This window comes from Rhodanobacter hydrolyticus (assembly GCF_044904645.1).
Window position 1 is genome coordinate 3411845 of the sequence record NZ_JADIKK010000008.1, and the last position, 26387, is coordinate 3438231.

Annotated in this window: 29 protein-coding genes; 14 read left to right on the top strand and 15 right to left on the bottom strand. The window is 65.1% G+C overall.

What is annotated here, in order from left to right:
* Nucleotides 1-19 precede the first annotated feature (19 nt).
* The gene (gene tldD / locus ISP25_RS17905; protein WP_404615789.1) at nucleotides 20-1459 is read left to right on the top strand and encodes a metalloprotease TldD; all 1440 of its coding nucleotides are present in this window, start codon (nucleotides 20-22) and stop codon (nucleotides 1457-1459) included.
* An 81-nt stretch (nucleotides 1460-1540) separates the two neighbouring features.
* Here the strand turns inward: tldD and ISP25_RS17910 are convergent, their stop codons facing one another.
* The 6 genes from ISP25_RS17910 to ISP25_RS17935 form a co-directional block, all read right to left on the bottom strand.
* Nucleotides 1541-1951, bottom strand: coding sequence for an ankyrin repeat domain-containing protein (locus ISP25_RS17910; RefSeq protein ID WP_404615791.1), 411 nt, complete (start codon nucleotides 1949-1951; stop codon nucleotides 1541-1543).
* Nucleotides 1952-2109: 158 nt separating this feature from the next.
* On the bottom strand, nucleotides 2110-3297 hold the full coding sequence (locus ISP25_RS17915) for a serine hydrolase domain-containing protein (protein WP_192157000.1): 1188 nt from the start codon (nucleotides 3295-3297) through the stop codon (nucleotides 2110-2112).
* A 374-nt stretch (nucleotides 3298-3671) separates the two neighbouring features.
* Nucleotides 3672-4076: a GFA family protein gene (locus ISP25_RS17920; RefSeq protein WP_404615793.1), complete on the bottom strand. Its 405-nt coding sequence runs from the start codon at nucleotides 4074-4076 to the stop codon at nucleotides 3672-3674.
* 77 nt (nucleotides 4077-4153) lie between these two features.
* Nucleotides 4154-4432, bottom strand: coding sequence for a nuclear transport factor 2 family protein (locus tag ISP25_RS17925; RefSeq protein ID WP_404615795.1), 279 nt, complete (start codon nucleotides 4430-4432; stop codon nucleotides 4154-4156).
* 6 nt (nucleotides 4433-4438) lie between these two features.
* Nucleotides 4439-4594, bottom strand: a complete 156-nt coding sequence (locus ISP25_RS17930; protein WP_404615797.1) for a hypothetical protein — start codon at nucleotides 4592-4594, stop codon at nucleotides 4439-4441.
* Nucleotides 4595-4665: 71 nt separating this feature from the next.
* Nucleotides 4666-4992, bottom strand: coding sequence for a nucleoside triphosphate pyrophosphohydrolase family protein (locus ISP25_RS17935; RefSeq protein WP_404615799.1), 327 nt, complete (start codon nucleotides 4990-4992; stop codon nucleotides 4666-4668).
* A gap of 129 nt (nucleotides 4993-5121) precedes the next feature.
* Between ISP25_RS17935 and ISP25_RS17940 the strand changes: the two genes are divergently transcribed.
* Nucleotides 5122-5346: a hypothetical protein gene (locus ISP25_RS17940; protein ID WP_404615801.1), complete on the top strand. Its 225-nt coding sequence runs from the start codon at nucleotides 5122-5124 to the stop codon at nucleotides 5344-5346.
* A gap of 236 nt (nucleotides 5347-5582) precedes the next feature.
* Here ISP25_RS17940 and ISP25_RS17945 read toward each other — a convergent pair whose 3' ends face one another.
* The 3 genes from ISP25_RS17945 to ISP25_RS17955 form a co-directional block, all read right to left on the bottom strand.
* Nucleotides 5583-6194 (bottom strand): type 1 glutamine amidotransferase domain-containing protein, encoded by a 612-nt coding sequence (locus ISP25_RS17945; RefSeq protein WP_404615803.1) that lies wholly within the window; start codon nucleotides 6192-6194, stop codon nucleotides 5583-5585.
* Nucleotides 6195-6420: 226 nt separating this feature from the next.
* Nucleotides 6421-6855, bottom strand: coding sequence for a hypothetical protein (locus tag ISP25_RS17950; RefSeq protein WP_404615804.1), 435 nt, complete (start codon nucleotides 6853-6855; stop codon nucleotides 6421-6423).
* 22 nt (nucleotides 6856-6877) lie between these two features.
* A complete protein-coding gene (locus tag ISP25_RS17955) occupies nucleotides 6878-7465 on the bottom strand; it encodes a hypothetical protein (protein WP_404615806.1) in 588 nt (195 codons plus the stop codon).
* Between the two features lie 812 nt (nucleotides 7466-8277).
* Between ISP25_RS17955 and ribH the strand changes: the two genes are divergently transcribed.
* From ribH to ISP25_RS17970, 3 genes are read left to right on the top strand one after another with little or no spacing between them, the layout of a single operon-like run.
* On the top strand, nucleotides 8278-8754 hold the full coding sequence (gene ribH, locus ISP25_RS17960) for a 6,7-dimethyl-8-ribityllumazine synthase (RefSeq protein WP_404615808.1): 477 nt from the start codon (nucleotides 8278-8280) through the stop codon (nucleotides 8752-8754).
* The gene (gene nusB, locus ISP25_RS17965) at nucleotides 8754-9200 is read left to right on the top strand and encodes a transcription antitermination factor NusB (protein ID WP_192156990.1); all 447 of its coding nucleotides are present in this window, start codon (nucleotides 8754-8756) and stop codon (nucleotides 9198-9200) included. Before ribH ends, nusB begins: the two co-directional genes overlap by 1 nt.
* Nucleotides 9200-9733 carry a GNAT family N-acetyltransferase gene (locus ISP25_RS17970; protein ID WP_404615810.1) on the top strand — a complete coding sequence of 178 codons (534 nt, stop codon included), beginning with the start codon at nucleotides 9200-9202 and terminating at the stop codon, nucleotides 9731-9733. The genes nusB and ISP25_RS17970 overlap by 1 nt, the downstream gene beginning before the upstream one ends.
* A 9-nt stretch (nucleotides 9734-9742) precedes the next feature.
* On the opposite strand, the gene ISP25_RS17975 is transcribed toward ISP25_RS17970, so the two are convergent.
* Nucleotides 9743-10204, bottom strand: a complete 462-nt coding sequence (locus ISP25_RS17975) for a nuclear transport factor 2 family protein (RefSeq protein ID WP_404615812.1) — start codon at nucleotides 10202-10204, stop codon at nucleotides 9743-9745.
* 134 nt (nucleotides 10205-10338) lie between these two features.
* Between ISP25_RS17975 and thiL the strand changes: the two genes are divergently transcribed.
* Nucleotides 10339-11307 carry a thiamine-phosphate kinase gene (thiL, locus tag ISP25_RS17980; RefSeq protein ID WP_404615814.1) on the top strand — a complete coding sequence of 323 codons (969 nt, stop codon included), beginning with the start codon at nucleotides 10339-10341 and terminating at the stop codon, nucleotides 11305-11307.
* The gene (locus ISP25_RS17985; RefSeq protein WP_404615816.1) at nucleotides 11304-11813 is read left to right on the top strand and encodes a phosphatidylglycerophosphatase A family protein; all 510 of its coding nucleotides are present in this window, start codon (nucleotides 11304-11306) and stop codon (nucleotides 11811-11813) included. The genes thiL and ISP25_RS17985 overlap by 4 nt, the downstream gene beginning before the upstream one ends.
* 6 nt (nucleotides 11814-11819) lie before the next feature.
* Here ISP25_RS17985 and ISP25_RS17990 read toward each other — a convergent pair whose 3' ends face one another.
* On the bottom strand, nucleotides 11820-12764 hold the full coding sequence (locus ISP25_RS17990; RefSeq protein ID WP_404615818.1) for an NAD(P)H-binding protein: 945 nt from the start codon (nucleotides 12762-12764) through the stop codon (nucleotides 11820-11822).
* 90 nt (nucleotides 12765-12854) lie between these two features.
* Between ISP25_RS17990 and ISP25_RS17995 the strand changes: the two genes are divergently transcribed.
* The 3 genes from ISP25_RS17995 (at nucleotide 12855) to ISP25_RS18005 (ending at nucleotide 15868) form a co-directional block, all read left to right on the top strand.
* Complete coding sequence (locus tag ISP25_RS17995) at nucleotides 12855-13763, top strand: LysR family transcriptional regulator (protein WP_404615820.1); 909 nt, start codon at nucleotides 12855-12857, stop codon at nucleotides 13761-13763.
* Nucleotides 13764-13807: 44 nt separating this feature from the next.
* A complete protein-coding gene (locus ISP25_RS18000; RefSeq protein WP_404615822.1) occupies nucleotides 13808-14797 on the top strand; it encodes a hypothetical protein in 990 nt (329 codons plus the stop codon).
* 156 nt (nucleotides 14798-14953) lie between these two features.
* On the top strand, nucleotides 14954-15868 hold the full coding sequence (locus ISP25_RS18005; RefSeq protein ID WP_404615823.1) for an alpha/beta hydrolase: 915 nt from the start codon (nucleotides 14954-14956) through the stop codon (nucleotides 15866-15868).
* Between the two features lie 10 nt (nucleotides 15869-15878).
* Here the strand turns inward: ISP25_RS18005 and ISP25_RS18010 are convergent, their stop codons facing one another.
* Complete coding sequence (locus ISP25_RS18010; protein WP_404615825.1) at nucleotides 15879-17369, bottom strand: alpha-L-fucosidase; 1491 nt, start codon at nucleotides 17367-17369, stop codon at nucleotides 15879-15881.
* 230 nt (nucleotides 17370-17599) lie between these two features.
* On the opposite strand from ISP25_RS18010, the gene ISP25_RS18015 reads away from it, so the two are divergent.
* The 3 genes from ISP25_RS18015 to ISP25_RS18025 all read left to right on the top strand — a co-directional run bounded on the left by ISP25_RS18015 (nucleotide 17600) and on the right by ISP25_RS18025 (nucleotide 19552).
* A complete protein-coding gene (locus tag ISP25_RS18015) occupies nucleotides 17600-18568 on the top strand; it encodes a potassium channel beta subunit family protein (protein WP_404615827.1) in 969 nt (322 codons plus the stop codon).
* Nucleotides 18569-18660: 92 nt separating this feature from the next.
* On the top strand, nucleotides 18661-18891 hold the full coding sequence (hemP, locus tag ISP25_RS18020) for a hemin uptake protein HemP (RefSeq protein ID WP_404615829.1): 231 nt from the start codon (nucleotides 18661-18663) through the stop codon (nucleotides 18889-18891).
* A gap of 172 nt (nucleotides 18892-19063) precedes the next feature.
* Nucleotides 19064-19552: a hypothetical protein gene (locus ISP25_RS18025; RefSeq protein WP_404615831.1), complete on the top strand. Its 489-nt coding sequence runs from the start codon at nucleotides 19064-19066 to the stop codon at nucleotides 19550-19552.
* Here ISP25_RS18025 and ISP25_RS18030 read toward each other — a convergent pair.
* Genes ISP25_RS18030 through ISP25_RS18040 form a run of 3 tightly spaced genes read right to left on the bottom strand, consistent with a single transcriptional unit; the run spans nucleotide 19549 to nucleotide 24037 of the window.
* Nucleotides 19549-21630 (bottom strand): oxidoreductase, encoded by a 2082-nt coding sequence (locus ISP25_RS18030; protein WP_404615833.1) that lies wholly within the window; start codon nucleotides 21628-21630, stop codon nucleotides 19549-19551. The two genes, ISP25_RS18025 and ISP25_RS18030, sit on opposite strands and share 4 nt — an antisense overlap.
* Nucleotides 21627-22970, bottom strand: a complete 1344-nt coding sequence (locus ISP25_RS18035) for an APC family permease (protein ID WP_192156962.1) — start codon at nucleotides 22968-22970, stop codon at nucleotides 21627-21629. Before ISP25_RS18035 ends, ISP25_RS18030 begins: the two co-directional genes overlap by 4 nt.
* Entirely contained in the window at nucleotides 22967-24037 is a 1071-nt protein-coding gene (locus ISP25_RS18040; RefSeq protein WP_404615835.1) for an aromatic ring-hydroxylating oxygenase subunit alpha, read from the bottom strand. Before ISP25_RS18040 ends, ISP25_RS18035 begins: the two co-directional genes overlap by 4 nt.
* 276 nt (nucleotides 24038-24313) lie before the next feature.
* On the opposite strand from ISP25_RS18040, the gene ISP25_RS18045 reads away from it, so the two are divergent.
* Nucleotides 24314-26332, top strand: coding sequence for a tetratricopeptide repeat-containing sulfotransferase family protein (locus tag ISP25_RS18045; protein WP_404615837.1), 2019 nt, complete (start codon nucleotides 24314-24316; stop codon nucleotides 26330-26332).
* Nucleotides 26333-26387 lie beyond the last annotated feature (55 nt).

Sequence of the window (26387 nt, forward strand, 5' to 3'; positions counted from 1 at the left end):
CGCATCGACACAAAGACCCATGGAATCCCTGATCGCCCAGGCCCAGAGCCGGCTGCTTACCCCCGGCGGACTCGCCACTGGCGACCTGGAGCGCGTATTCGCGCAATTGATGGGGCCGTCCATCGATGCCGCCGACCTGTATTTCCAGCACTCGCGCAGCGAGTCGTGGACACTGGAGGAGGGCATCGTCAAGGACGGCAGCCATTCCATCGAGCAGGGTGTGGGTGTGCGCGCGATCTCCGGCGAGAAAACCGGTTTCGCCTATTCCGACGAAATCGTTCTGCCGCAGCTGCTGGAAGCTTCCAGGGCCGCGCGCGCCATCGCGCAGGATGGTCGCGGTGCCGGCCAGCCGCTGGCGCTGGGCAACGCGCGGCAGCTCTATCCGGCCATCGACCCGGTGGAAAGCCTGCCCAATCCGGACAAGATTGCGTTGCTGCGTGAGGTGGACGCCTACGCTCGCTCGCGCGACCCGCGCATTACCCAGGTCATCGTCAGCATCGCCGCCACGATCGACACCGTGCTGATCGCCGCCTCCGACGGCACGCTCGCGGCCGATGTGCGTCCGCTGGTGCGCCTCAACGTGCAGGTGATCGCCGAGGCCAACGGCCGCCGCGAGCAGGGCTATGCGGGCGGCGGCGGCCGTTACGGCTACCGCGAGCTGATCGAGAACGGCCGCGCACTGGCCTTCGCCGATGAGGCAGTGCGCCAGGCGCTGGTGAACCTGGATTCCGTCGATGCCCCTGCCGGCCAGATGACCGTGGTACTCGGTCCCGGCTGGCCCGGCGTGCTGCTGCACGAGGCGATCGGCCATGGCCTGGAGGGCGACTTCAACCGCAAGGGCAGCTCCGCCTTCGCCGGTCGCCTCGGCCAGCGCGTGGCCGCGCCCGGCGTCACTGTGGTGGACGACGGCACGCTGCCCGGCCGCCGCGGCTCGCTCAGCGTGGACGACGAAGGCACGCCGACCAACTGCACCGTGCTGATCGAGGACGGCATCCTCAAGGGCTACATGCAGGACAAGCTCAACGCACGCCTGATGGGCGTGGCACCTACCGGCAACGGCCGTCGCGAATCCTTCACCGCGCTGCCGATGCCGCGCATGACCAATACCTACATGCGCAGCGGCAGCCACGAGCCGGAGGAAATCATCCGTTCGGTGAAGAAGGGCCTTTATGCCCCCAACTTCGGCGGCGGTCAGGTGGACATCACCAACGGCAAGTTCGTGTTCTCCGCCAGCGAGGCCTACCTGATCGAGGACGGCAGGATCACCGCTCCCGTGAAGGGCGCCACCCTGATCGGCAGTGGCCCCGACGTGCTTACCCGCGTCTCCATGATCGGCAACGACATGAAGCTCGATGAGGGCGTGGGTGTCTGCGGCAAGGACGGCCAGAGCGTGCCGGTAGGCGTGGGCCAGCCCACGTTGAAGATCGATGCGATGACGGTGGGCGGGACTGCCGCGTAACGCCTGAGTTGCGCGGCTTTTGCCACCGGAGAATTTGATCGAGCAGGCAGCCAGCCCCTGCAGGCAGGCTCGAGCGCGTAGCTAGGCCGCGCTGCCGAGCGCACCGGCAGCACAATGCGCAACTTGATCTTCCAGTCCTTTGATTTGCTCGCCAAGCGAATTCATGTGTCTCGCATTGGCCTCGTGATCAAAGACTTTCGGAGCATCGAGTGTCGAAGGATCTGCACCTGCGGCAAGCAAGTACGCCACGATGGCCGAGTGCCCGAAGTCGGAGGCTACCCGAAGTGGAGTAAAGCCGAATTCGCCCTTTTGATGCAGATTGATGCCGCTTTCGACGAGCAGTTTGGCGGCTTCGAGATCTCCCCAGGCGCAGATGCAATGAAGCGCATTGTCCCCCAGGGCATTCGTATCGTTGATCGAGTGGAACGGCACGGAACCGAAGTCTGCGGTGCTCTGGACCTTTTCCAAGAGCTCTTGGATTTGCACTTTCATGGCGAAGCCTCGGAATGCTTGATGTTTGAATCAATCCGCGCCGCGAAATGGCGTCGGCTCATATGAACTGCCGCCCTTATTGCACGAGAAAAGCACCGCAGACGCTGTTGCCGTGCACTGGAAGATAGGCCCGATATCGAGGGCTCGCCAGTGCACCTCTAATTCGACTTCCCCGCCTGATCGCCGTATTCCCACTCGTAGGGCACACCGGTGTCGCCAAGGATGAAGCGGACAAGATCGGCAAAGCCGGCTTCGGCTCGCACGTCGTTGGCGAGGATCAGTACGCATCGCTCATGGGCTTCGATGCAGACAAGCGTGTTGCCGGTCTGCTCGTCATGGCCACCCTTGAAGAAGCCGTGCCCCTGCGGGCCATCGAACACGACCACGCCGAGCCCGGCATACAGGTCCTTGCGCTGCTGGTCGACAGGCAGGTCCTTCTGGACCGTCGGGAACTGCGTCCGCGTTCCGATGTGCAGTTGCGGCTTGACCATCTCCATGCGCGAAGCTGGTGACAAGCCCTTGCCGCTCACCAGGGCCGCGGCGAACTTTGAGAGGTCGTCGATGGTCGTGTCCATGGAGCCGGCGGCACGGACCTTCGAGCGCCTGTCATGCGGCTGCGGCTCGCCCTTGTCGTTCCAGCCATCCGCGAGATTGCCGGCGAAGTCGGCACGCCACATCAGCGAGCTGCGCTTCATGTCGAGCGGCTCGAACACGTTCTCCTGCACGAGGTCGCCGACGTCCACGCCGAGGTGTTGTGACTTGCGGCCGTTCTCGATCGCAAACTGCAGCAGGATCATCCCTTCGCCCGAATAACTGAAATGCGAGCCCGGCTCGAAATGGATGCGCAGTTTGTGGTCGGGCTCAAGCCAATAGAAGTTCAGGAAGCCCGTCGAATGGGTCAGCACCATGCGCGGGGTGATCTTCTTCCAGCGCTCGTCGTCGGCGAGGTCCTTGTACGGACCGTACTTGTCCCGATAGATCGCCTCGGTGTCGTAGGCAGGGAGCGGCTTGTCGAGATATGCGGCGACCGGCGTGTCCAGATCGATGCGGTGCTGGTCGACCAGTCGCATCACCGTATAAGCAAAAACGGTCTTGGTCAGCGAAGCGCCGTACATGACCGTGTCGGTACGCAGCGGGTCGCCCTTGGCGTTCCGGTCGCCATAGGCCTTGATGTAGATCACCTTGCCGCGGTCGATGACGGCGATGGCCACGCCCCTGGCGCCCGTGTGCTCCATAAGCTTTTCGACCTGCCGGTCGATGGCACTGCCCGCGGGGAGTGCCCCGGGCTCGCGCGCCATGAGGGGAGCGGCGAACAACAGCAAGGCGAGTAGGCAGATACGCATCATGGTCGCTCCTACGATGAATTTCTGGGTGCCTGTTCGTGCGAGAGCACGCGACTGCGCGGGCTGGCGTTTCAATGCTCGTGCCTGCACGGACTCGGATCGGTACATGTCCCGATCAATCCCGGTCGAATGCCTGCCTGTGACCGATACGACTCATCTTCCTGTGGCTGGCGACTAGGCTAAGCGGTGGCGAAGCCATCCGCATTGAACGAAGCATTAGATGATTGCCTCGCCTCGCCTTGGCACAAGCGCAAGCGCAAACGCAAACGCAAGCGCAAACGGCAGAATCATCATTGCAGAACTCGATGGGCAGGCAGCACCGTCTACCCGACATCCTCCCGCGTCCCCCAGATGCTGCCCATGACAGGGAGAACGATTCAAAACCAATAGTCAGCGACGCATCGACCGTCTCGTGGCAAGTCATCCGTAGTGGCAAGCCCGTCGTGACGGACGATGGGAATCTGCGCAACGCTCTCCAGGTCGGCCAGCCGCAGGTTGACCCCCATGGGGCGCAGCCCATTGTTGTCGTCCTTCAAACCGCGCCAGTAGGCCACGCAGCCGCAGACGGCGCAAAAATGAAACACGACCCATCTTCCCTGCGTGTAGGTTTGGGTAGGGCCCGAGACGTCAATGCCTTCCTCTTCATAAGCATAGGCCCACAGCGCGCCATAGCGGTGACATGCGGTGCAGTTGCACGCCGTAGCTGACTCGAGCACTCCTTTGAAGCGCCATTGAACAATGCCGCAGCGGCAGGAACCATGGATCATTTCCGTCTTCGCCACGGGATTCTCCTTCGATCTCGCCGCCGCCATCCGACGCTTGATTTAAGCGGCGACAGGGCGTCCGCTCGGATGAATAATCAGTCGTTACCCGAATAGTTCAGTATGGCTTTCAAGGATTGTTGATCGATCGGTGCGGACGTGTGCTCGTGGAAGATTTTCCATGACTCGTCGGAGCGCTTTAACCCTATCGTTATGCGGTTGCTGAGCGATCGCAGCTCTTTCCCTTCGGCTGATACCGCGGTGTATGTAAGGATCGCGTGCCCAATGGCCAACGCTCCGGCCACAGTGGATTGAGCATCTCTGACATCAACAACAACGCGTTCGGTGCCGAGGGAAGAAAACCAGCCATCCGCCATGTTTCGTCACGACTGGATACCTTGAAGCGACCATGCGCCCCACATGTCGAAGACATGCACGTCATCGTCATAGAGAGCTGCGAATGCGTCGACGTCTTTGGCAAAGACGGCTGCCTTGTACGAGTCGAGTATCTGTACAACCGGATCGGTTCGTTCATTCATGCGAAATCTCCCTTGACGGCCAACGCCTGAACCAAACCGCTCCGCGAAACGGTGTCGGCCCGGATGAATTGCTATGTGCCAAGCTCGCCAGATACATATTCGATCAGTTCTCGGGTGTTTCTGACAAACTCCGCCTCCAAATCAATGTCACACTTGCTTGCAAGAACCATGATCGACCACAAGCAATCCGACAATTCATGGCCAAGTTTTGCTTTGTAGCCGTCAATATCCCGGATGCCGGCGTTTGCCTGGACGAGCTTCGCCAGATCGCCCACGTCCCCTACGAAACCAAGCATCAGTTCTTCCGTGGTCCAGGCGCGTCCATACTTCTTGCTCTCAAGCTGCTCGTAGAGCTCATTCAGCTGCAGCGCCGATTTTTCAAGATCGCTGAGTTTCATATGGATTGCTCATGACTCTGGAGTTAAACGGCGGCGGAGCCGTCCAACTTGGATGAAAGGTTAGAACTCTACGACGCGTACATGGCCTGCGAGCTCGCCTGAAAGCTGTTCTGCGAGAAGGACTGCGTCTTGAAGAGTTTCATTTGTGTCGTGGGAAGCGGTGAGCATGAAGTAGGGGTACGAACCGTCTCCGACGCACAGCTCGTCAATGGCGCCCTCGATCTTTGCCGCGTCAACTCCAACCACTCCGACATAGCCGACCTGTTCCTTGATCCATTGCGCAACGATTCCATCGAGCTCAGTGCGATAGCAGTGCAGCGAATGAAGAACAACTTTGCGGGGAGGAGTCATTGAGTTTTAACTTGGATTCGGTTGTTGAATGAAGTCTAGTTCTGCAGCTTATCCCGACCTGCGGACTCCAGTCATGGATGGCTTTCTATACAGACCAACCATTCCCCCAGGTCGCGCTGTCTATTCCCAAGGCCTAATCCTGCAGCTTTTCCCGGATGCAACGATCGTGCGGCGATCCTCTCCTCAAAGCGGATGTCGGCAACCGCAAGGTGCGTGCAAGGCGTCGGCGTGCATCGAGCTCAGAGCAGCGCTGCAACCTTCTTCGCCGTCGCCCTGGCCGATTGGGGATTCTGGCCGGTTACCAGTCGGCCGTCGGCGACGACCTTCGAAGTGAACGGCAGCAAGGCCTTCTCGTAGTGCGCGCCGCGCTGCCTCATGGCTTGCTCGGCGTTGTAGGGCACCTTTCGGGCGACCCCGGCCAGCACTTCCTCCGCCCATGCAAAGCCGGTGATCCGTCGTCCGGCGACCAGTAGCGTGCCGTCCGACAGCTTCGTGTTCAGCAGGCCGCAATAGCCATGGCAGACAGACGAAACGATGCCGCCGCGCTCATAGATGTCGCGCGTGATCCGCTGCAGCCCTGCGTCATCGGGGAAGTCCCACATGACCGCGTGTCCGCCCGTGAAATAGATCGCATCGAACTCCACCGGATCGATCTGGTCGGGCTGGGCGGTTTCCGACAGGAGTGCCATGCGGGCATCGTCGGTCAGCCATGCCTTCGCGGTCGCGTCGATGTTCGGCCATTTGAGGGAGCGCGGCTCCAGCGGCGAGATGCCATCCTTTGGGCTCACGATCCGCTGCGCCCAACCTCGCTCGGCGAAGACCTGATACGCGTGGGTCAGTTCCGCAACCACAGGCCGGTCGCCTCGGAAGGGTCGGCGTAGTGGGCGACGTTGGCGACGACGTGAAGTATGCGTTTGGTCATGGCGGAGGCTGCTGCTGAATGCATTTTCCACACCCGCTGCGAGAGTGCAGGACCGCCCAATGCCAATGTCTGTGCCTTGTCGAGGTATAGCTATGCATAGGCAACCTTGGGACAGTGACCGCAACATGCAGTCGATTCGACTCTATGGCATGCCGTCAGTTATTCCCCGTCGGCAGCAACTCGCCAACCCTGGGGCCATCCTCCTTGCCTTCGGTGAGCCAGAATTGGATGCCGTAGGCACCTGTGTGTCGATGTATGTAGTAAGTCGTCCCCTCCTTGGCGGCAATCTCGAATCGCGCCGAGGCCGTCAGGCCCGTGTGTCGGTAGAGCACACGGAATTGATGCGTACCAGGCGTCAGGTAAACATCGCTGGGTATTTCCCGGAGCTCCCAGTCATTTTTGCTCCACTTGCCATCCACGGACGTAATGAACAGGAAGTACCCTCCAGAGTGCAGGAGGGTTCCTGCGGGGTCCGAAAGAGCGACCAAGTGCGCCATATGGGTCAGGTCCGCGGTTGGGGGCACAAATCGGCGTACATCGGCCGAGCAGCCGGCCAACACGATCAGGGACATCCAGAGCAGGTTTTTCATCAGAGTGTCCAGACGTTCGTGTTTAAGGGACGACATACCGGATATCGAACCGGCCGACGGGGTAAGTCAAAATATTCAGCTGATTGCCCCAACTAAAGTTGATCCGGGTTATGGATGTGTCCAGGCGTGAGTTGTCGGAAGCAACCAGTGCATAGCCGGCATCAGCGCCGGGCACCGCCACGTCGAGCGTCATCGAGAGCGGCGTGAAACCATGTGCGCCGTCTACGGAATAATCGTATCCGTCCGGCGATGGGTTGATCACTTGTCCAGTCTTCGTCAGTACGCGGACCACCGGGACCGCAATGCGCTTGTCCAGGCCGAAGCACGCACAGTACGAGGTGACTTTCAGATGAAGCGCGCCGTGCACGGGCGACAGGCGATACAGGCGGTAATAGGAATTGCCTTGCGCCAACTCCACCACCGGGGCACCCGGCCCCAGTTCGCCCTCGACAGATTGCGCACCTAGCAACGGCGCATCGGTCTGAAGTCTTACTGCTGCCAACGGAACCGGGTTGGCATGTGCCAAATCGCCCATGACGTCTTGGGTGGGGGGCACGGTGGCGCACCCGGAGATGAGAGGAATCGGGAGAAAGAGCCATCTGACTTTCATGCATGCGTCCTTGATTGTGTTTCACCGAAAAAGGGCAAAAAAGGGCGATACCTGTCCTGGCGAACGGTGAAACTCGATTACCCTGTCGCCCGAGATCTGAGGGGCGGTGAAGCCGTCCGAATTGAACGATATGCCGGGCATCTGCTCCGTTGCGAAAGCGCGACACTCATAAGCTGGCAACTGGAATGCCGGAGAATTTATGGGCCAGACCGTGGAATTTGCCAAGCCTGTGGGCGGCGAGACTAGAGATGTCAGCGGGTGTCGGATGGGCGCTTTCATGTCGCTTTGAGGATCCTGCGCCCCGTTTGGCTTTCCAACGCCGGTTCCAGATCCTGAAGATCGGCCAGCGTTGACTACTGTGACGTGTGCGTTGGGACTGGTGCAATTCCATCCCGCCAATGCCGTTGGGATTGTCGACGTCCTGATTCGGACCAGCTCCTTACCCGCAGAGTGAAATCGGTGAAGCCCCCCACGCAAACGTGTCTCATCGATTGCCCCCGTTTTGGACCTTGACGGTGGGGCCAAGTGTGGCTGCCGCATCGCTCGACAGCTTAGCGCGACCGATCCGCAGCTGCCCGCCTGGATGAGTAGTCATGGCGCAGCAAGCCAGGAGCGCCGGAAAGAGCTGGCAGTCCGCCCATGGCTTGTAATGGCTCGAAATTCTTCCGCCTCGTCGACTTGCGCAACCTGACAGCCAGTTATTGACGTGGCGCTGTCGTTGGTTTCCGGCAAGGGCGCAAGCGGGCGTGGCTGCAAGCCTGTAAAATGCCTGCTTCGCATGGGCGCCAGGCCCGTCAAGGATTGCTGCTGACATGAAGACCATCGAAGGCGATTTCGCCACGCCCAAGGGCCGATTTGCCATCGTCGCAGGCCGTTTCAACGGCTTCGTGGTGGAGCCGCTGGTGGCCGGGGCGCGTGATGCGCTGGCGCGCCATGGCGTGAAAGACGAGGACATCGACCTGATCCGCGTGCCTGGCGCGTGGGAGATCGCTGCCGCCGTGCACAAGCTGCTCAATGGCTCCCGGGAGAGCGCCAATCGTTACGCCGCGGTGATCGCACTGGGCGCGGTGATCCGCGGTTCGACGCCGCATTTCGACTATGTGGCTGGCGAGTGCGCCAAGGGGCTGGCCAAGGCGGGCTTCGATTCCGGCGTGCCGGTGGCGTTCGGCGTGCTCACGACCGACTCCATCGAGCAGGCCATCGAACGCTCCGGCACCAAAGCCGGCAACAAGGGTGCCGACGCGGCGATGGCCGCGCTGGAGATGGTCAACCTGTACGGCCAGCTTTGATGCACGCGCGCCCCGAAGGCATCGACCTCGCCGCGCGCTCGCGCGCCCGCCGCCGTGCGCTGCAGGCGCTGTACGCGTGGCAGCTTTCCGGCAGCCACATGAATGCGGTGATCGAGCAGTTCCGCCACGAGCAGGACATGGAAGTGGCCGACCTCGACTACTTCGAGGACCTGCTGCATGGCGTGGAGCAGCACGTCGCCGAGCTGGACGCCTCGCTGCGCCCCTACCTCGATCGCGAAGTGGCCGAGGTCGATCCCATCGAGCGCGCCGCGTTGCGCCTCGCCGCCTACGAGCTGAAGCACCGTCCCGACGTTCCGTACCGCGTGGTCATCAACGAGGCGATCGAGGTCACCAAGCGCTTCGGTGCCGACCACGGCCACAGCTACGTCAACGGCGTGCTGGACAAGCTGGCTGCCGAACTGCGCAGCACCGAGAAGCGTGGCTGATGACCGGCATGGGCGTCTCGTCCGTGCCTGAGCTGGAAACTGCGCGGCTGCGCCTGCGCGCGCATCGTCCCGACGACCATGACGCTTGCACGGCGATGTGGGCCGATCCGGCGGTAGTGCGCTACATCGGCGGCCGGCCGTTCACCGCCGAGGAAACATGGCGCCGCATGCTGGGTTCGCGTGGCATGTGGAGCATGCTCGGGTTTGGCTACTGGGCCGTCGAGGAAAAGGCCGGCGGGCGTTATGTCGGCGACATCGGCTTCGGCGACTTCCGCCGCGAGATCGAGCCCTCGCTGGTCGGCATGCTGGAATTCGGTTGGGTGCTGTCACCGCAAGCCCATGGCCATGGCTATGCGAGCGAGGCGATCGCTGCGGCGACTGCCTGGGCCGATGTGCATCTGCCGGATATGCGTGCGGTGTGCCTCATCAACGAAGGCAACGCCGCCTCCATCCGCGTGGCCGCGAAAGCCGGCTTCCGCGAGTGGCAGCGCACCACCTACCACGGCGAGCCTGCCCTGGTGTTTGCCCGCTGAGCGGGCGACTCACCTCGCCGGGCAATCGCGGCTGTTGTCGGCGATGCCGGTGATCAGCCAGCGCCCGTCCACCTGCGCCAGGTTGAGGACGTCGGTGCCGCAGTGGTGCGGCTTGCCGTCGAGCAGGAAGACATAGGGCGCCCATACCACGGCGATGTTGTCGTCCACGCGCACCTGCGGGTCGCGGATGCGTTCCTCGATGCTCGCCTTGCCCGGTTTCACATGGTCGACGAAGTCGCCCAGCGCGATTTGTTCCGGTTTGCCGTGGCGCATCAGCGTAGCCATGCCCGCAGACAACACTTGCGCGCGCATGCCTGCCTGGTCGTAGCGCGACATGGCCGCGAAGAAGGCCTGGACCGGCGCCAGCACGGCTGCGTCGCCGGGTGCGGATGGCGAGGCTGCAGCCAGCATCGGTGCGGCCGCGAGCAGGGCGAGTGGCAGGACGGCAGGACGGAAACGGGCACAGTGCATGGCGGCAAGCTCCGGCGGGGAAGTGCAGCCAGCCTTGCACGCATGCGGCCCCGGCACATGCGCCGCAGGTCACGGGCTTGCGTCGCGTGCGCCCGGATGCTCTGCTCTTGGGTCATCCCTGCTGCAGATCCGCCATGGAATTCCGCCTGATTGACCGTATCCGCGAGCGCACGGCGCTGGGGCGCGAGGACGTGCGCCTGGGCATCGGCGACGACGCCGCACTGCTGGCCGTACCTGCGGGGCAGGAACTGGCGGTGGCGATCGACACCCTGGTCGAGGGCGTACATTTCCCGCTGGGCACCGCGCCGGCCGACATCGGCTGGAAGGCGCTGGCGGTGAACCTGTCCGATCTCGCCGCGATGGGGGCCGTGCCGGCCTGGGCCTTGCTTGCGCTGACCTTGCCGCAGCCCGATGCGGCCTTCATCGACAGTCTTGCCGACGGCTTCGCGCAATTGGCACAGCCACATCGGCTGGCGCTGGTGGGAGGCGATACCACGCGCGGTCCGCTCACGCTCAGCGTGGCCGTGCACGGCTTCGTGCCGCCGGGACAGGCGTTGACACGTGCCGGCGCGCGCGTGGGGGATGCCGTGCTGGTCACCGGCACGCTGGGCGATGCGGCGGCAGGGCTACGCTGCCTGCAAGGGCCGATGCAGACGGACGCGCGGACATCCATGCGCGATGTGCTGATCGATCGCCTGAATCGCCCCATGCCGCGGGTGGCGGCGGGATTGGCGCTGCGTGGCCGCGCCAGTGCCTGCCTTGACGTGTCCGACGGACTGCTCGCCGACCTCGGTCATCTCTGCGACGCTGGCGGTGTGGGCGCGGAGATCGACGCGGCCCTGCTGCCACGCTCGCCTGCATTGCTGGGTCTGTTCGACGAAGTGGCCGCACGCGATTTCGCGTTGGGCGGCGGCGACGACTACGAGTTGTGCGTCACCGTGCCTGTCGCGCGCGTGGCCGAGGTACAGATCGACCTGGCGCGGCTGGGCTGCGGCGCCACGCGCATCGGCCGCATCGTGGCGGGCGAGGGCGTGCGCGTGCGTGATGCGGACGGCCGCTGGCTGGAACCCGGACGTGCGGGCTGGGATCATTTCGCCGCATGAATACTCCCGTCGAACGCAAGACACTCACCGCCGCGCAGCGCGGCGCACTGCTTGCCACGCCCGCGGGCTGGATCGCTTGCGGCCTCGGCTCCGGCCTCGCGCCGGCGGCGCAGGGCACCTTCGGCTCGCTGGCGGCGATCCTGCCGTGGCTGTTGCTGCGCGAGCTGTCGTTGCCGCTGAACCTGCTGGTGATCGTGCTGGGTTTCGCGTTGGGCGTATGGGCTTGCGAGATGGCTGGCCGAGCACTGGGCGTGGACGACCATCGTGCCCTGGTGTGGGACGAGTTCGTCGGCCAGTGGATTGCACTCCTGCCCGCGCTGCTGGCGCCTTGGTGGGCGGTGATCCTCGGCTTCGCGCTGTTCCGCCTGTTCGACGTATGGAAGCCGTGGCCGATCCGCGTGTTCGACCGACGCCTCAAGGGTGGCATGGGCGTGATGGTGGACGATGTGATCGCCGGCGTGTTTGCCGCGGTGGTGCTGGCGATCGTGCTGCACTTCCTCCACTGAGGCGTTTCACTTCAGGCAACCAAAGCTGCGCAAGGTGGCTTCGACGGCCTGATCCAGCGGGGTGTGCGGTTCCTCGCCCAGCCACGCCAGCAGCCGGCGATTGTCCAGTTGCAGCGGCTCGCTCCACAGGTAGCGCATCTCGCGCAGTTCGCGCAGCATCACCACGAACGGCGCGGCCAGCCATGTCAGCCACCATGGGAAGGCACGCAGCGGCAGCGCGGCATTGCCGGTGGTGCGACGCACGGCGGCAAGCAGGGCGGCTTCGTCCACGTGATGGCCGGCGAAGTGGAAGCGGGCATGGCGTTCCAGCTCGCCTTCGCGCTCCAGCAGGCGCGCCACTGTTTCGCCCACGTCGGGCAGATAGGCCCAGGCGTGCGGCAGGCCGTGGCGCCCCGGGTAAAGCAGGCTGCGTGCGGGGCGCCCCGGTTTGATCATCGCCGCGAACCAGTTGTTGCCCGCGCGCGGCCCGAAGAAGTCGCCACAGCGCAGGGTCAGGCTGCGCACGTCGGTGGCCTCGGCCAACCGCCGTTCCATGGCCACGCGGATGGCGCCCTTGCGGGTCAGCGGTTGCTGCGGATCGTCCTCGGCAAGCAGGGGGAAGGCGTCGGGGCCGTAGTTGTAGACCGTGCCCGGCAGCACCAGGCGTGCCGCATTGGCGCGCGCTGCGGCAAGGCTGTTGTCCAGCATCGGCAGCACCAGCTTGTCCCAGTCGCGGTAGCCCGGCGGATTCACCGCGTGGACCAGCACGTCCACGCCGGCGGCGGCTCGCGCCACGTCGCTGGCGTGCATCGCGTCGCCTTCGCGCCATTCGATGCGTGGATCGAGGCCGGGGCGGTCAGCGTTGCGTACCAGCGCGCGCACCGTCCAGCCACGGCGCAGCAGGGCCGCGGCAATCGCGCCGCCAGCGCCGCCGGTGGCGCCGAGGATCAGGGCTGTCTTCGATGTGTTCATGGCGGTACTCCTGGATGGGTGGAGCCAGCCTGGTACAGGACTGCATATTTGAAAATTGCCTAATGTCGAACGTCTGCTATAAATAAATGTATGGATGTCAACGAACCGGGGTGGGACCTCTACCGTTCCTTTCTCGCGGTAGCGAGCGAAGGCAGCCTGTCCGCGGCTGCGCGCATGCTGGGCATGACCCAGCCCAGCCTGGGGCGGCATGTACGGCAACTGGAAGCAACGCTGGGCGTGGCCCTGTTCACGCGCTCCCCGCAGGGATTGATGCTGACCGAGGTTGGGTCCGAACTGGCGGAACATGCGCGCGGCATGGCCGCCGCGTCATCCGCGCTGCGGCGCGCGGCTTCGGGCAGCCGGCAGGAGGTGCGCGGTGTGGTTCGCATCACCTGTAGCGAGGTGATCGGCGGCGAGGTGCTGCCCGCCATGCTGGCCGGCCTGCGCCGGCAGCAGCCCGGCATCGTGATCGAGCTTTCGCTGTCGGACGCGCCCGAGGATCTGCTGCGCAAGGACGCCGACATCGCCGTGCGCATGTTGCGGCCCAGCCAGGCTGCATTGGTGGCGCGGCGCGTGGGTGCCATCGGCTTGGGGTTGTATGCCCACCGGCGATACCTGAAGGAACGCGGCACGCCGGACACGTTGGCCGATCTGCATCGGCACGCATTGATCGGTTTCGATCGCGAGACGCCGGCCCTGCGCGCGATGCGCGGCCGCGCACCGGGCGGAGAGGTGTTTGCGCGCGAGCATTTCGCGTTGCGTACCGACAGCGGGCTGGCGCAACTGGCGGCACTGCGCGCCGGCTACGGCATAGGTGCATGCCAGCGCGCGCTTGCCCGCCGCGAACGCCAACTGGTGCCGGTCTTGCCCGAGGCATTCGGACTGGACCTGGACACCTGGCTGGTGATGCACGAGGACCAGCGGGCGAACCGTCGCGTGCGGCTGGTCTACGACTACCTGTTCGAGGCACTGGCGGCCTACGCGGCCGAGGGCCCCTGAGGCCGCTCCACTTCCCGTTGTGCCTGGGCGGGACGGCGGGCGATATGGTTGCCAGTTTTTCGCAGCGGTTGAGCCAGAACCTTTGTCGCGGGGCTTGCGGGCATTTTGATCGTCGGCTTGGCTGGCAACGGGCGTTTATCGGTAATATCGGCGAACTGGTTTCGGTGGTGTGGAATGGTCGAGGCCATGCGCTCACACCAGCTTTCTTGCATCGTGTTCACAGGGGGAGCGATATGCGTCAAGGGAAGATCGTAGGTGGCGTGTTTACGGCGACGGCTGCCGTCTTGCTGACGGGTTGCGTGCCGCCTTCCGCGGTGCGGCCGCCAATCACACAGGGGCAAACGACGGTCAAGTCGATCATGCAGGACACCGATGGCTATGTGAGCCGCGAGTTCTCGCCGTATGAGTTGTCTGCCGAGGTTCGCAACGATGTCGTCAACATGGATGCGAGTCCCGCCGGGTTCGGTCGGATCGTTGTTGAAGGGCAGACCATCAACAAGAAGATCGGCGGCACCGATGTTTCTCAATTCGATTACCACTGGGTGGTTGAAAATCAGGGAAACGGCATGATGCGCAGCGTCGTGACGATGTCGGCCAATGGCATTCCCGTGAACTTGGCGCTGAATCTCAATTATCGGAACATCTTCAATTTGCGTTCTCAGCTTGTGCGGCTGGACCAGACTTACGCCCCACTCATCATCGAGACCAACGCCATTTCCCATTTCGATGCCGTCTCGAGCGGCCGCAACCAACTGGACTATGAGTTCACCGAAACCTACGAGGGGCAGCCGCGCGGATCGGTCGACAGCCAGACCAAGTGCACCATGGGCGTCGCATTCAGTGCGGCGGATCTGAACCCGAAGATTGCCGGTTCGGCGCGCAGTCTCGACTGTGACTTCATCAACAGGAATGGTGTGACGACCAGCAGGTCGCATTACGCCTATCTGGACAAGTACGGCATTGCCATGCTGCTTGATCGCGAGAACGCCACGGCGCACATCACCTTCAAGGTCACCGACTTCACCGTCAACTGAGGTTCGTCGCTTTGTCAGAGCATCTGCGGCCCGTATCGAAAATGCGGGCCGTGTGCGCTCAGAGCGTCGACTCGTGCGCGCGGCAGTCGTTGCAAGGGAGTAATGGCGGGGTGACGTGATTGCGGTTGTATTGCACTTTGCGCATTGGTTGGTGCAATGCGCGTGTCGCTTGATGGCTGGCTGGATGCATTCATGTCGAAGCGACGGACCCTGAAAACGGTCACGATCGGAGTGGGTGCCGTGGTACTCGCGCTGTCGGCGGCCATCTGGATCGCGGGCGTCGTGTTGACGCATCCGGCGCGTGCCGTCATCGGTGCGCCGCCAGCGGACTTTCCTGCGCGCGATGTGTCGATCGAGAGCGCCTCCGGCGCACTCCTGCACGGCTGGTTCGCGCCGGGATCGGGAAAGGGTGCGGTGCTGCTGCTCCATGGCGTACGCGCCAATCGGCTGAGCATGTTGGACAGGGCGAGGTTCCTGCATGACGCCGGCTATTCCGTGATGCTCGTCGACTTCCAGGCTTCCGGCGAAAGCAGTGGCAGCGGGATCACCTTCGGTTATCTGGAGTCACGGGATGCGGCCGCGGCGTTGGCCGAACTGAAGCGACTGGCTCCGGGCGAGCGCGTGGGCATCGTGGGCACGTCGATGGGTGGTGCGGCGATCTTGTTGGCCGACCCGCCGCTGGATGCCAATGCGATAGTGCTCGAACAGGTTTATCCCACGCTGTCCCAGGCGCTGGATGATCGGTTGGAGTTGCACGCGGGTGTTGTAGGGCGTTGGCTTGCACCTTTGCTGGCTGTCACTGTCAAGCCGCGTCTTGGCGTAACAATGGAGCAGATGCGACCGATCGACCGGATCAGTCAGATTCGCGTACCGAAGCTGCTCATCGTCGGCGATGCCGACCAGCACACGCGCCTGGCCGAGTCGATGGCGATGTACCAGGCAGCGGCAGAACCCAAGGCATTATGGGTAGTCCGCGGCGCGGCCCATGTCGATCTTTGCAAGTACGGCGGCATGGAGTACCGGACGCGCCTGTTGGCCTTCCTGGATCATTGGCTGCGCCCGTCTTCATGACCGGTTGCCGTCACTTCTCGTTGTGTCCCGGCCCGTATCGGCGATCCGGACCACGGTAGACCGCCACGCGCGAAAGCCGTGGCGTGTCGTAGGCGAATTCCAGCAACATGCGCAGCCTGCTCGTGCGCACCGGGTCGAAGCGCGTGAGCTTCTTGTGGCCGATGGTGGTGCCCCAGGCCAGCGGTTGCCACGCGCCGTCGTTCCAGGTTTCCACGCGATGGTTGGCGATGCCCTGGCCCAGCGCGATTGCTTCGCCGAGTTCCAGCGTATCGAATTCGACCTCATGCGGCAGTTCGAATTCCAGCCACGCATTGCGCACGCTGCGCGCGGCGCTCCAGTACGCGTCGGGATTGGCGTCGAGCACGTTGGAGGCCGGGTGCGCGATGTCGCTGCTGCTGGCGTGCACGCTGGCGCCTTGCAGCAGATTGGCGGCGAGCAACGCGGTGCGCTTGGCGGTGAAGCCTTGCAGCGACGCGATGTCCGTATCTTCGAACAGCCCGTCGCGGTTCGGCGGCACGTTGAGCAGCAGTTTGCTGTTGCGGCCCACCGAGCTGAAGTAAAGCTCCATCAGCGCGTCGGGCGAGCGCACCTCGTCGTCCTCCTCGGGATGCCAGAACCAACCGGGCCGGATCGACACGTCCGATTCGCCCGGGCGCCACGCGCTGCCGTGCGGGTCGCCGTGCCCCAGCAGGTCGCCGACCCAGGGGCGGTCGTAGCCGGGATAGGGCACGCTGGCCGGGGCGATGCTGGACCAGCAGGTTTCGCCGGCTACGCCTTTCTCGTCGCCGATCCAGCGTACGTCGGGGCCGGCATCGGAGAACATCACCGCGTCGGGTTGCAGCTTGCGTACGGTGGCGTGGATACGCGGCCAGTCGTAGGCCTGCTTGCGGCCGTTCGGGCCCTCGCCGTTGGCGCCGTCGAACCATACCTCCACGATCTTGCCGTAGTTGCCGAGCAGTTCGGTGAGTTGCGCGATGTAGTAGTCGTTGTAGGCCTCGCCGCTGCCGTAGACCTTCGCATTGCGATCCCACGGCGACAGATAGAGGCCGGCGCCCAGCCCTTCGGCGCGGCAGGCGTCGGTGAACTCGCGCACCACGTCGCCTTGTCCGTTCCGCCATGGGCTGCTTTTCACCGAATGCCGGGTGGTGGCGGTTGGCCACAGGCAAAAGCCGTCGTGGTGCTTGGCGGTGAGGATCATGCTGCGGAAGCCGGCCTGCTTCGCGGTGCGCGCCCATTGCCGCGCGTCGAGCTTGCGCGGATTGAAGATGCCGGGCGATTCGGCGCCATCACCCCATTCCTTGCCAGTGAAGGTGTTCACCGTGAGATGCACGAACATGGCCAGTTCGTCGCGCTGCCAGCGCAACTGCTGCGGCGTGGGGCGCGGGCGCATTCCGACGGTGACGGGTGCGGCCGTCGCGTCGGCGCGACCGGTGCGGGTCAGGCCAAGCGCGCCCATCGAAGCGGCGGCCGAGCCGGCGAGCAGGAAACGGCGACGATCCATGGGCGAACCTCCGCGAGCGATGCCATGGCATCCGGTAGGCCACTATATTCAAATATGACCATATTGTTCAAATATGATCCATTCCGGCGACTGCATCCGGTGCCTGGCCTCATCGCTCATGCAAAGCACGCCGCGCACACGCGCAAGACTTGCATTGGTTCGATGCGCCGACGCAGCATGCGGAAGGATCGGCACACACCGATCGCCCCTGCCTGTCGATGGAGTCCCCCATGCAATACCGCCGCCTTGGCCAATCCGGCCTGCCTCTTTCCGTCCTCTCCTTCGGTACCTGGGCCACGTTCGGCAAGAGCGTGGGGCGTTCGCTGGCGCGCGATATGCTGGCGCTGGCCTGGGATCGCGGGGTGAATTTCTTCGACAACGCCGAGACCTATGGCAACGGCGTGGCCGAGTCGCTGATGGGCGATGTGCTGGCAGACCTGCGCTTCCCGCGCGACAGCTGGTGCGTGTCCAGCAAGGTGTTCTTCGGTGCCAGCGATCATCCGAAGCCGACCCAGCGCGGGCTGTCGCGCAAGCACGTGGTCGAAGCCTGCCACCAGGCCCTGCAGCGGTTGCGCGTGGATTACCTGGATCTCTACTTCTGCCATCGCCCCGACCCGGACACGCCGATCGAAGAGACCGTGGCGGCGATGGATCTCCTGGTACGCCAGGGCAAGGTGCTGTATTGGGGCACCAGCGAGTGGCCCGCCGATGCGATCCGCGAGGCGCATCGCATCGCGCGCGAGAACCACCTGACGGCGCCGACGATGGAGCAGCCCCAGTACAACCTGCTGCATCGTGAGCGGGTCGAGGTGGAATACGCACCGCTGTACCAGGACTTCGGCATGGGCACCACGATCTGGTCGCCGTTGGCCTCGGGCCTGCTCAGCGGCAAGTACGACGACGGTGTGCCTGCCGACTCGCGACTGGCGCACCCCGACTATGCATGGCTGCACGACACGGTGCTCGGCGAGCATGGCCAGCGTGTGGCGAAGGTGCAGCGGTTGCGGCCGCTTGCCGACGAGCTGGGTTGCAGCACCGCGCAACTGGCGATCGCCTGGTGCGTGGCCAATCCGCATGTCTCCACGGTGATGCTGGGCGCAAGCCGGCTGGAGCAGCTGCAGCACAACCTCGACGCGCTGGACGTGTTGCCGAAGCTGGACGAGGCGATGCGTCAGCGGGTGGCGCAGGCTGTCGCGTAAGGCCGGCGACCGGCTCTGCCCATCGTGGCGATTGACATGTTAATGAGAATCATTATCATCAATTTCGCTTGAAACTCACAGCGGAGTTATCCATGTCGATCGCCACTACCTTGAGTTTGCCTACCTTGAGTTTGCCGGCTGCCAGCATCCGCAAGCTGCCGCGTCTTTCACTGCGTTCCCGTGCCGGCGAAACGACAGCCGCCGTGCGCCGCATCAGCAGCCAGTCGCTGCTGGAAGGCGGGCGCGAACTGGTGATCCAGCACCAGGGCAGCGAATACCACTTGCGGCTCACCCGCAACGACAAGCTGATCCTCACCAAGTAAGCGCATGGCCGGCGTTCGCAGGCGCAGCGGGCGACGGCGCGCGCGCTATTGCGGATCGGATGGTACGCGTTCGTGACGCTGGAGGCGGCCGATGCATGGTCCATGGTGGCGACAACGACTGACGCGATGCCCGCAGGCCGCACGCGGGGATGTATGTCGACGCCATCTGCGCATGACGCCGGCGACGCTGGCCGCCGCGCTGCCGGCACTCGGCAGCGTGTTGTACATGCCGCTGGTTGTCTGCGGCCAGGATCTGCCGCAGCGGCCGTGCAAGGTGCTGGTGGCGGCACCCGAGTTGGCGCCGCTGTTGCGGGTGGACTGGCTGTTGGCGGCCAGCGAAATCGCACCGGATGGTCCGCGCGAGTGGATCGACGGCATCGATCGTGAGGGGCATCCCTGCCTGCGCCTGCATCTTCTGCCGGATACCGACTACCTGGGCTGGGACCGCCTGTTGGCGCTTGGCAAACCGATATCGGTGCCGCCGCCGCCACACCTGCGGGCGCTGGACGCCCACCCGCTGCGCTTCCATCGCCAGCGGCTGTATGGCCTTGATTTGCTGCGCGGCGAAACGGCTGCCCGGTTGTCGCCTTTGGGCCGGCAACTGCTCGGACGCATCGTGTGTGCGCAGGCAGGGCAGGGAGATCGCGAACAAGGTTCTTAGCGCGAGCGAAGCAGGTCGTCCGCGGCAGGAGTGTGGAAATGCCGCTTGAATGCGAGCTCGCCGGTGCGCGGTTCCTGCAGTTCGCGGGCGTAGCGATGGCCGGCGTAGATCGCGTGCGCGATCAGCCCTGGTGCCTCGGCGTCGCCGATGCAGCGCAGGCTGCGGATGCCGGCATCGGACCACTCAGCCTCACGCTGCTTCAATTCCCGGTACAGCGCATCGTCGGGCAGGCGGGCGGTGACGGTGACCACCGCATCGCAGGCCAGCTCGCAGCGCTGATGGGTCCAGACGTCCTCGACGGTGAGCGTGCCGCCGTCGTAACCGACGATGTCGTGCGATACCAGCGCCTCGATTCCCAGCTTGGCCATCCGCTTCCGGATATGCCGGTAGTCGAGCGTGTGCTGGCTCCACGGCGCGATGCCGTCGTCCGGGGTCAGGTGCACCACGTCGCAGCCGCGCAGGCGCAGCAGTTCGGCCGCCACGCTGCCGTGATAGAAGCCGTCGTCGTCGAACACCACCACGCGGCCTTGTGGCAGGCGACCGTCCATCAGGTCGTCGGGGGTGAACACGCACGGGTTGTCGGCGAAGCCGGGGATGTCGAAGCCGTTGCTGCGGCCGTAGCCGTCGCGGCGCCAATGGCAGCCGGTAGCCAGCACCACGTGCTCGGCACCGAAGTCGAGCACGTCCTGGGCACTCAGCGCCGAGTCGAGATAGACGGCCACGTTTGCCAGCTTGTTGATCTGTCCGACGCGCCAGTCGCGCACGCGCGCCCATTCGGCCAGCCCCGGCATGCGCGACTCGCGGGTGACGCGTCCGCCCAGTTCGCGGCGTGCCTCGGCCACGCTCACATCACAGCCGCGCTGGCCCAGGGCAAGCGCGGCTTCCAGTCCGGCAGGGCCGGCGCCGACCACCAGCACGCGGGTCGGGGTGCGCATTGGCGCGATGCGTTCGGGATGCCAATCCTTGCGCCATTCCTCGCCCATGGTCGGGTTTTGCGTGCAGCGGATCGGCGAGATGGTCATGTCGCCGGAGACGCAGATGTTGCAGCCGATGCATTCGCGGATGTCGTCGATGCGGCCCTCTTCGATCTTCCGCGGCAGGAACGGATCGGCGATCGACGGCCGCGCGCAGCCGATCATGTCCAGCACGCCGCGCTTGAGCTGCGACACCATGGTGTCGGGCGAAGTGAAGCGGCCAACGCCCACCACCGGCTTGCTCGTGCTCTTCTTGACGAAGGCTATGAAGGGCTCCTGCGCACCCTCGGCGGCGAAGCGCGAAGGCACCGAGTCGTTGTACCAGGCGGCCAGGTTCACATCCCACAGGTCCGGCAGTTCGGCCAGCATGCCCACGATGTCCTGTGCCTCGGCAAGTTCCACGCCGCCGGGGCCAAGCAATTCCTCGGTGGCGAAGCGCAGCGCCACCGCGCAGCGGTCGCCCACCGCATCCTTCGTGTCCTCCAGCACCTCGCGCAGCAGGCGCACGCGGTTCTCCAGCGGGCCGCCGTATTCGTCGCTGCGCCGGTTGCGCCGTCGCTGCAGGAAGTGCATCGCCAGCGACAGGTCGTGCGCAGCGTAGACGTAGATGATGTCCATGCCTGCGCGCTTGCCGCGGATCGCCGCCTCGCGGTGCCAGCGCCGGTACTCGCGGATATCGTGCAACGTCATCTCGCGCGCCTGGTGCGGATAACCGTACTTGGTGGGCTGCGCTGAAGGTGCGAGCAGTACCTCGCGCGAATACAGGTTCGACGCGGTGGGGCCGTTGTGGGTCAGCTCCAGCGCAGCCAGCGCGCCGTGCGCGTGCACCTTGTCGCACATCAACGCCAGCGCGGGGATGTCGCGGTCGTCCCACAGCCGCGCCTCGACGTAAGGCGTGAGGTCGCCGCTGGGGTGGATCTCGCATTCCTCCGTGGAAACCACTGCCCAGCCGCCTTCGGCCTTGGTCTCGCGCATCGCCGCATGCGCCAGCGGCATCGCGTGGCCCATGCCATTGCAGTGCGGCACCTGGAAGAATCGGTTCTTCGCGGTGACGGGGCCGATCCTGAGCGGGGTGAACAGGATGTCGTAGCGCGGGTCCCTCATTCCGGCAGCACCCCGATGGTCGGGCCGGCATGGCGACGCAGGCGCATCAGCGCGTACAGCGGCAGGCCCGCGGCGATCAGCCCGAGTGCGTACAGAAAAGGTTCGCGGCCGGTGCCGACGAAGGCGAACACCACGAACAGCACGCAGACGCTCGCGACAATCATGGTCCGGCGCGTGGCGCAGGCGGCGTTGCGCCTGCGCCACAACACGGCCAGCGCCAGTCCGCAGCACAGGTAGAGCGGCAGGCTGGCGGCCGTGCCCACCCGGGTGAGGAAGGTGAACGCCGACACCAGCGACTTGCTGTAGCTCATCGCGATCATCGCCGAAGCCAGCGCACCGGTGACGAGCAGCGCCACCACCGGGGTGCCCTGGCGGTTGTGACGCGCCAGGACGGCGGGCAAGACGCCGTTGCCGGCCATCGTGCAGGTCAGCTCGCCCACCAGCAAGGTCCAGCCGTTCAACGCGCCCAGCCCGCTGATCGCCACGAACAGTGCCAGCCAGCGTCCGGAGCCGGCGACGGCATAGCGTTCCATCAGCAGCGCGAACGGCGCGCTGGCGTCGGCCAGTTCCTGCTGCCGGATCAGCAGCAAGGGCACGGCCGAGACGACGATGTAGATGGCCGCGGTGAGTATGGCGCCGACCATGGTGGAGCGCGGGATGGTGCGTGCCGGGTCGTCCACGCGTGCCGCCGGTACGCTGGCCGATTCGATGCCGATCATCGCGAACAGGGCGATGGTCGAGGCTGCGGTGACGCCGCCCAGGGTGATCGGCGTGGCGGGCAGGTGCGCGGTGTAGCTTGCCGGCGAGGTCAGCAGCACCCAGCCGCCCAGCAACGCGATCGCCAGCATCGGCAACAGCTTCAGCACGGTGGTGAGGATCTGCATGCCGCCGCTGCTGCGCACGCCGCACAGGTTGACCGCCACCAGCGCGCACAACAGGCCTTGCGCGAACCACATGGGCGGCAGCGCGGCCAGCGGCGGGAACACCACGACCAGGTAGCCGACCACGCCCGTCGCCAGCGCGGAATTGGTGAGCCACACCGACACCCAGTACGACCACAGCGCCAGATACGCCGTCAGCCTGCCCAGCGTGTGGCTGATGTAACCGTAAGGGCCGCCAACGTCCGGCAACGCCTGGGCCAGTTGCGAAAACACGCGGGCCAGCACCAGGCAGCCCGCCAGCACGATGCCCCAGCCGATCAGCGCGTTGAAGCCGTAAGGCGCCAGCGATGCCGGCAGCACGAAGATGCCCATGCCGATCACGTTGCCGATCACCAGCGCCGTGCAGGTCCAGAAGCCGATCTTGCGCTCGCCGTGCGCGGCGGCCGCGTTGTTGCTCATGCGGACTCCCCGGCAGGCCCGGCGTAGGCCGCGCGCAGCAGGTTCTGGAAATGCCAGACCCCGCTCTCGCGTTTTGGATTCAGCCGGCCGGGCACGTAGCGGCCGGAGGCGAGGCCCTTCTGTACCGCCTCGCAGATGGCAATGTCCTCGTGCTGCACCTCATCGCTGAAACCCTGGTCGGCGGCGATGCGCGCCTGCGCGCCCGTATCCTGCGCGTAGTAGTAGTCGAACACCACGCGGCAGCGACCGGGCCCCAGCGGCAGGATGCGGTTGGTCTGCAGCCGCCCGGGCATGATGTTGAGCATCACGTTGGGATAGACGAAGTAGTAGAAGGCCTCGCCATCGCCATAGATCTCGCTGCTGTTGCGCAACGGCGAGGATTGCAGCGAGTGCCACGGGAACAGCTCGGTGTCGTAGGCGCGATAGTCGAGCACGCGCGACAGGCCGGGGTGCACATGCGGCAGGTGGTAGCCCTCGAGGAAGTTGTCGACGTAGACCTTCCAGTTGCATTCGATGTCGTAGGTGTCGCGGCGCAGGTAGCGCATCGCCGACAGGTCGATCGGCGCGATGCGCTCGGCGATGCCGCCGTAGACCGCATCGAATGGCGGCACCTCCGCGGCCAGCGCGACGAACACCAGGCCCTGCCATTCCTGCACGCGCAGCGGCGGCAGGCGGATGTCCTCGACCTTGAAGTCGCAGGCGTCCTGCATCTCCGGCGCGCTGCGCAACTGGCCTTCCAGCGTGTAGGTCCAGCCGTGGTATTTGCAATGCAGCGCGCGGATACCCTTGCCGTCGCACAGCGCCAGCGGGCCAGCGCGGTGGCGGCACACATTGGGGAAGGCGCGCAGCACGCCGTCCTGCCCGCGGACGAGCAGGATGGGAACGCCGGCCACCTGCTCGACCACGTGGTCGCCCGGCTCGGCCAGCTGCCCCTGCTGCGCGACCAACTGCCAGCTGCGTGCGAATACCGCGCGCTGCTCCATCGCCAGCATCGCCTCGCCGGCGTAGTAGCGGGCGGGCAGGGCATGCGCGCGATTGAGTTCCTCGACCCTGGTGTCGGCAGTCATGACGGCTTCGATTCCCCGGTGGCATGGGCGCAACGGGCCATCGTCTTCATCGGCGTCCCCGCTCGGCGCGTTCCGGCAGTGTATGTCCGATCACGGCGAGTGTGTCCATCGTCGCAGCGCCACCGTCGTGCCACTATCTGCCGGCCGGATTCGAATGCTAGATTGCCGCGAACCCAATGAGGAGCTGCCGTTGCCCATGCCACGCGCTGTGTTCCTGCCGTGCCGTTCGGGGATTGCCCCACAGGTACCTGTCGCATCGTCGCGGCAAGCCGGCGCATGACGGAAGTCGTCGTCACCGGCACGCTGGAGCAGGCCCTGGTTCACGCCGCGCGGTTGCTGGAGCGCGATCCGGCGCTGGCGGTCGGGCAGCTCGACGAGATCCTGCACGCGGCTCCCGGTCACCCGGGCGCCCTGCAATTGCTGGCGACGGCGCGTTCGCTGCAGGGTGACTTGCCTGGCGCGCTGGACGTCCTCGCGCCGCTGGCGCGCGCCCAGCCGAACTGGGCGGCGATCCACTTCGACCTGGGCGTGGCCCTGGCGCGTAGCGGCCGCGGGCAGGAAGCCATCGCCGCGCTGCGCCGGGCGGTGATGCTGAAGCCGGATCTGCCGCAGGCCTGGCGCGTGCTCGGCGATTGCCTGATGGCGGCCGGCGAGCAGGAGGCTGGCGATGCGGCGTATGCCAGACACGTGCGCCATTCCACCCGCGATCCGCAATTGATGGCCGCCGCCGTCGCCCTGGTCGAGAACCGCATTCCCGAGGCCGAGCAACAGCTGCGCGCGCACCTGAAGCAGGTGCCCACCGATGTGGCGGCGATCCGCATGTTCGCCGAGGTCGCCGCCCGGCTGGGCCGCAACGAGGACGCCCTGCAACTGCTCGAGCGCTGCCTGGAGCTGGCGCCCGGTTTCCGCGAGGCGCGCCGCAACTACGCGCTGGTCCTGCATCGAAGCAATCTGCCGGAGCAGGCTCTGGCCGAGATCGAGCGCCTGCTCTCGGCCGATCCCGGCGACGCCAGTTGCCGCAACCTGAAGGCGGCGGTGTTGTGCCGGGTCGGCGACTACGAAGCGGCCATCCGCATCTACGCCGAACTGGTGGAGAGCTATCCGGACACGCCGAAGCTGTGGGTGAGCTACGGCCATGCGCTGAAGACTGCCGGCCATCTCGAACGCGCCGTCGCCGCCTATCGCCGCAGCCTGGAACTCGAACCCTCGTTCGGCGAAGTCTGGTGGAGCCTGGCCAATCTGAAGACCTTCCGCTTCGGCGCAGACGAACTGGCCGCGATGTGCGCGCAGCTGGCGCGCGCGGATCTGGCCGAGGGCGACCGTTTGCATCTGGAGTTCGCCGTCGGCAAGGCATTGGAGGATGCCGGCGAGTACGAACCGTCGTTCCGCCATTACGCGCAAGGCAACGCGATCCGCCGCGCGCAGTTGCACTACAGCGCCGACGACACCAGCGCGCGGGTGCGCTACATCCGCGAGCATTACACCCGCGATTTCTTCGCTGCGCGCGCCGGTGGCGGCAGTACGGCACCCGATCCGATCTTCGTGGTCGGCCTGCCGCGTGCCGGCTCCACCCTGATCGAACAGATCCTCTCCAGTCACAGCCAGGTCGAAGGCACGATGGAGTTGCCGGAGATCATCTCGATCACCCGCCTGCTGCGCCAGCAGGGCGACACCGACGAGGCGATGCCCTATCACGCTGCGCTGGCGGCGCTCGATGCCGACGCGCTGCGCGCGCTCGGCGAGCGCTACCTGGCGCACACCCGGATCCAGCGCAAGACTCCGGCACCGTTGTTCATCGACAAGATGCCGAACAACTTCATGCACATCGGCCTGATCCAATTGATGCTGCCGAACGCGAAGATCATCGACGCGCGCCGACATCCGCTGGCCTGCGGCTTTTCGGCTTTCAAGCAGCATTTCGCGCGCGGGCAGCATTTCAGTTACGACCTGACGGACGTAGGGCGCTACTACCGCGATTACGTGGCGCTGATGGCGCATTTCGACGCCGTGCTGCCTGGACGCGTCCACCGCGTGGCGTACGAGCGCATGGTCGAGGACACCGAGGGCGAGGTACGCCGGCTGCTCGACTATTGCGGTCTGCCGTTCGAAGACGGGTGTCTGCGTTTTTTTAAGAATCCGCGGCCGGTGCGCACGCCCAGCTCGGAGCAGGTACGCCAGCCGATCTACCGGGAGGGGTTGGATCACTGGCGGCATTACATGGCGTGGCTGGAGCCGCTGGCATCGGCACTGGGGCCGGTGCTGGAGAGTTATCCGGAGGCGCCGGAAGGGGAGTAGCAGTTCGACAACGATCGACAGTCGTGGACTTGCCTGGGGAGGGTTTATGCACACG

Excerpts from the sequence above, each read along its gene's own strand:
- tldD (WP_404615789.1), top strand. The coding sequence starts at position 20 with ATGGAATCCCTGATCGCCCAGGCCCAGAGCCGGCTGCTTACCCCCGGC.
- ISP25_RS17910 (WP_404615791.1), bottom strand. The coding sequence starts at position 1,951 with ATGAAAGTGCAAATCCAAGAGCTCTTGGAAAAGGTCCAGAGCACCGCA.
- ISP25_RS17915 (WP_192157000.1), bottom strand. The coding sequence starts at position 3,297 with ATGATGCGTATCTGCCTACTCGCCTTGCTGTTGTTCGCCGCTCCCCTC.
- ISP25_RS17925 (WP_404615795.1), bottom strand. The coding sequence starts at position 4,432 with ATGGCGGATGGCTGGTTTTCTTCCCTCGGCACCGAACGCGTTGTTGTT.
- ISP25_RS17930 (WP_404615797.1), bottom strand. The coding sequence starts at position 4,594 with ATGAATGAACGAACCGATCCGGTTGTACAGATACTCGACTCGTACAAG.
- ISP25_RS17935 (WP_404615799.1), bottom strand. The coding sequence starts at position 4,992 with ATGAAACTCAGCGATCTTGAAAAATCGGCGCTGCAGCTGAATGAGCTC.
- ISP25_RS17950 (WP_404615804.1), bottom strand. The coding sequence starts at position 6,855 with ATGAAAAACCTGCTCTGGATGTCCCTGATCGTGTTGGCCGGCTGCTCG.
- ISP25_RS17955 (WP_404615806.1), bottom strand. The coding sequence starts at position 7,465 with ATGAAAGTCAGATGGCTCTTTCTCCCGATTCCTCTCATCTCCGGGTGC.
- ribH (WP_404615808.1), top strand. The coding sequence starts at position 8,278 with ATGAAGACCATCGAAGGCGATTTCGCCACGCCCAAGGGCCGATTTGCC.
- nusB (WP_192156990.1), top strand. The coding sequence starts at position 8,754 with ATGCACGCGCGCCCCGAAGGCATCGACCTCGCCGCGCGCTCGCGCGCC.
- ISP25_RS17970 (WP_404615810.1), top strand. The coding sequence starts at position 9,200 with ATGACCGGCATGGGCGTCTCGTCCGTGCCTGAGCTGGAAACTGCGCGG.
- ISP25_RS17975 (WP_404615812.1), bottom strand. The coding sequence starts at position 10,204 with ATGCACTGTGCCCGTTTCCGTCCTGCCGTCCTGCCACTCGCCCTGCTC.
- thiL (WP_404615814.1), top strand. The coding sequence starts at position 10,339 with ATGGAATTCCGCCTGATTGACCGTATCCGCGAGCGCACGGCGCTGGGG.
- ISP25_RS17985 (WP_404615816.1), top strand. The coding sequence starts at position 11,304 with ATGAATACTCCCGTCGAACGCAAGACACTCACCGCCGCGCAGCGCGGC.
- ISP25_RS17990 (WP_404615818.1), bottom strand. The coding sequence starts at position 12,764 with ATGAACACATCGAAGACAGCCCTGATCCTCGGCGCCACCGGCGGCGCT.
- ISP25_RS17995 (WP_404615820.1), top strand. The coding sequence starts at position 12,855 with ATGGATGTCAACGAACCGGGGTGGGACCTCTACCGTTCCTTTCTCGCG.
- ISP25_RS18000 (WP_404615822.1), top strand. The coding sequence starts at position 13,808 with ATGGTTGCCAGTTTTTCGCAGCGGTTGAGCCAGAACCTTTGTCGCGGG.
- ISP25_RS18005 (WP_404615823.1), top strand. The coding sequence starts at position 14,954 with ATGCGCGTGTCGCTTGATGGCTGGCTGGATGCATTCATGTCGAAGCGA.
- ISP25_RS18010 (WP_404615825.1), bottom strand. The coding sequence starts at position 17,369 with ATGGATCGTCGCCGTTTCCTGCTCGCCGGCTCGGCCGCCGCTTCGATG.
- ISP25_RS18015 (WP_404615827.1), top strand. The coding sequence starts at position 17,600 with ATGCAATACCGCCGCCTTGGCCAATCCGGCCTGCCTCTTTCCGTCCTC.
- hemP (WP_404615829.1), top strand. The coding sequence starts at position 18,661 with ATGTCGATCGCCACTACCTTGAGTTTGCCTACCTTGAGTTTGCCGGCT.
- ISP25_RS18025 (WP_404615831.1), top strand. The coding sequence starts at position 19,064 with ATGACGCCGGCGACGCTGGCCGCCGCGCTGCCGGCACTCGGCAGCGTG.
- ISP25_RS18030 (WP_404615833.1), bottom strand. The coding sequence starts at position 21,630 with ATGAGGGACCCGCGCTACGACATCCTGTTCACCCCGCTCAGGATCGGC.
- ISP25_RS18035 (WP_192156962.1), bottom strand. The coding sequence starts at position 22,970 with ATGAGCAACAACGCGGCCGCCGCGCACGGCGAGCGCAAGATCGGCTTC.
- ISP25_RS18040 (WP_404615835.1), bottom strand. The coding sequence starts at position 24,037 with ATGACTGCCGACACCAGGGTCGAGGAACTCAATCGCGCGCATGCCCTG.
- ISP25_RS18045 (WP_404615837.1), top strand. The coding sequence starts at position 24,314 with ATGACGGAAGTCGTCGTCACCGGCACGCTGGAGCAGGCCCTGGTTCAC.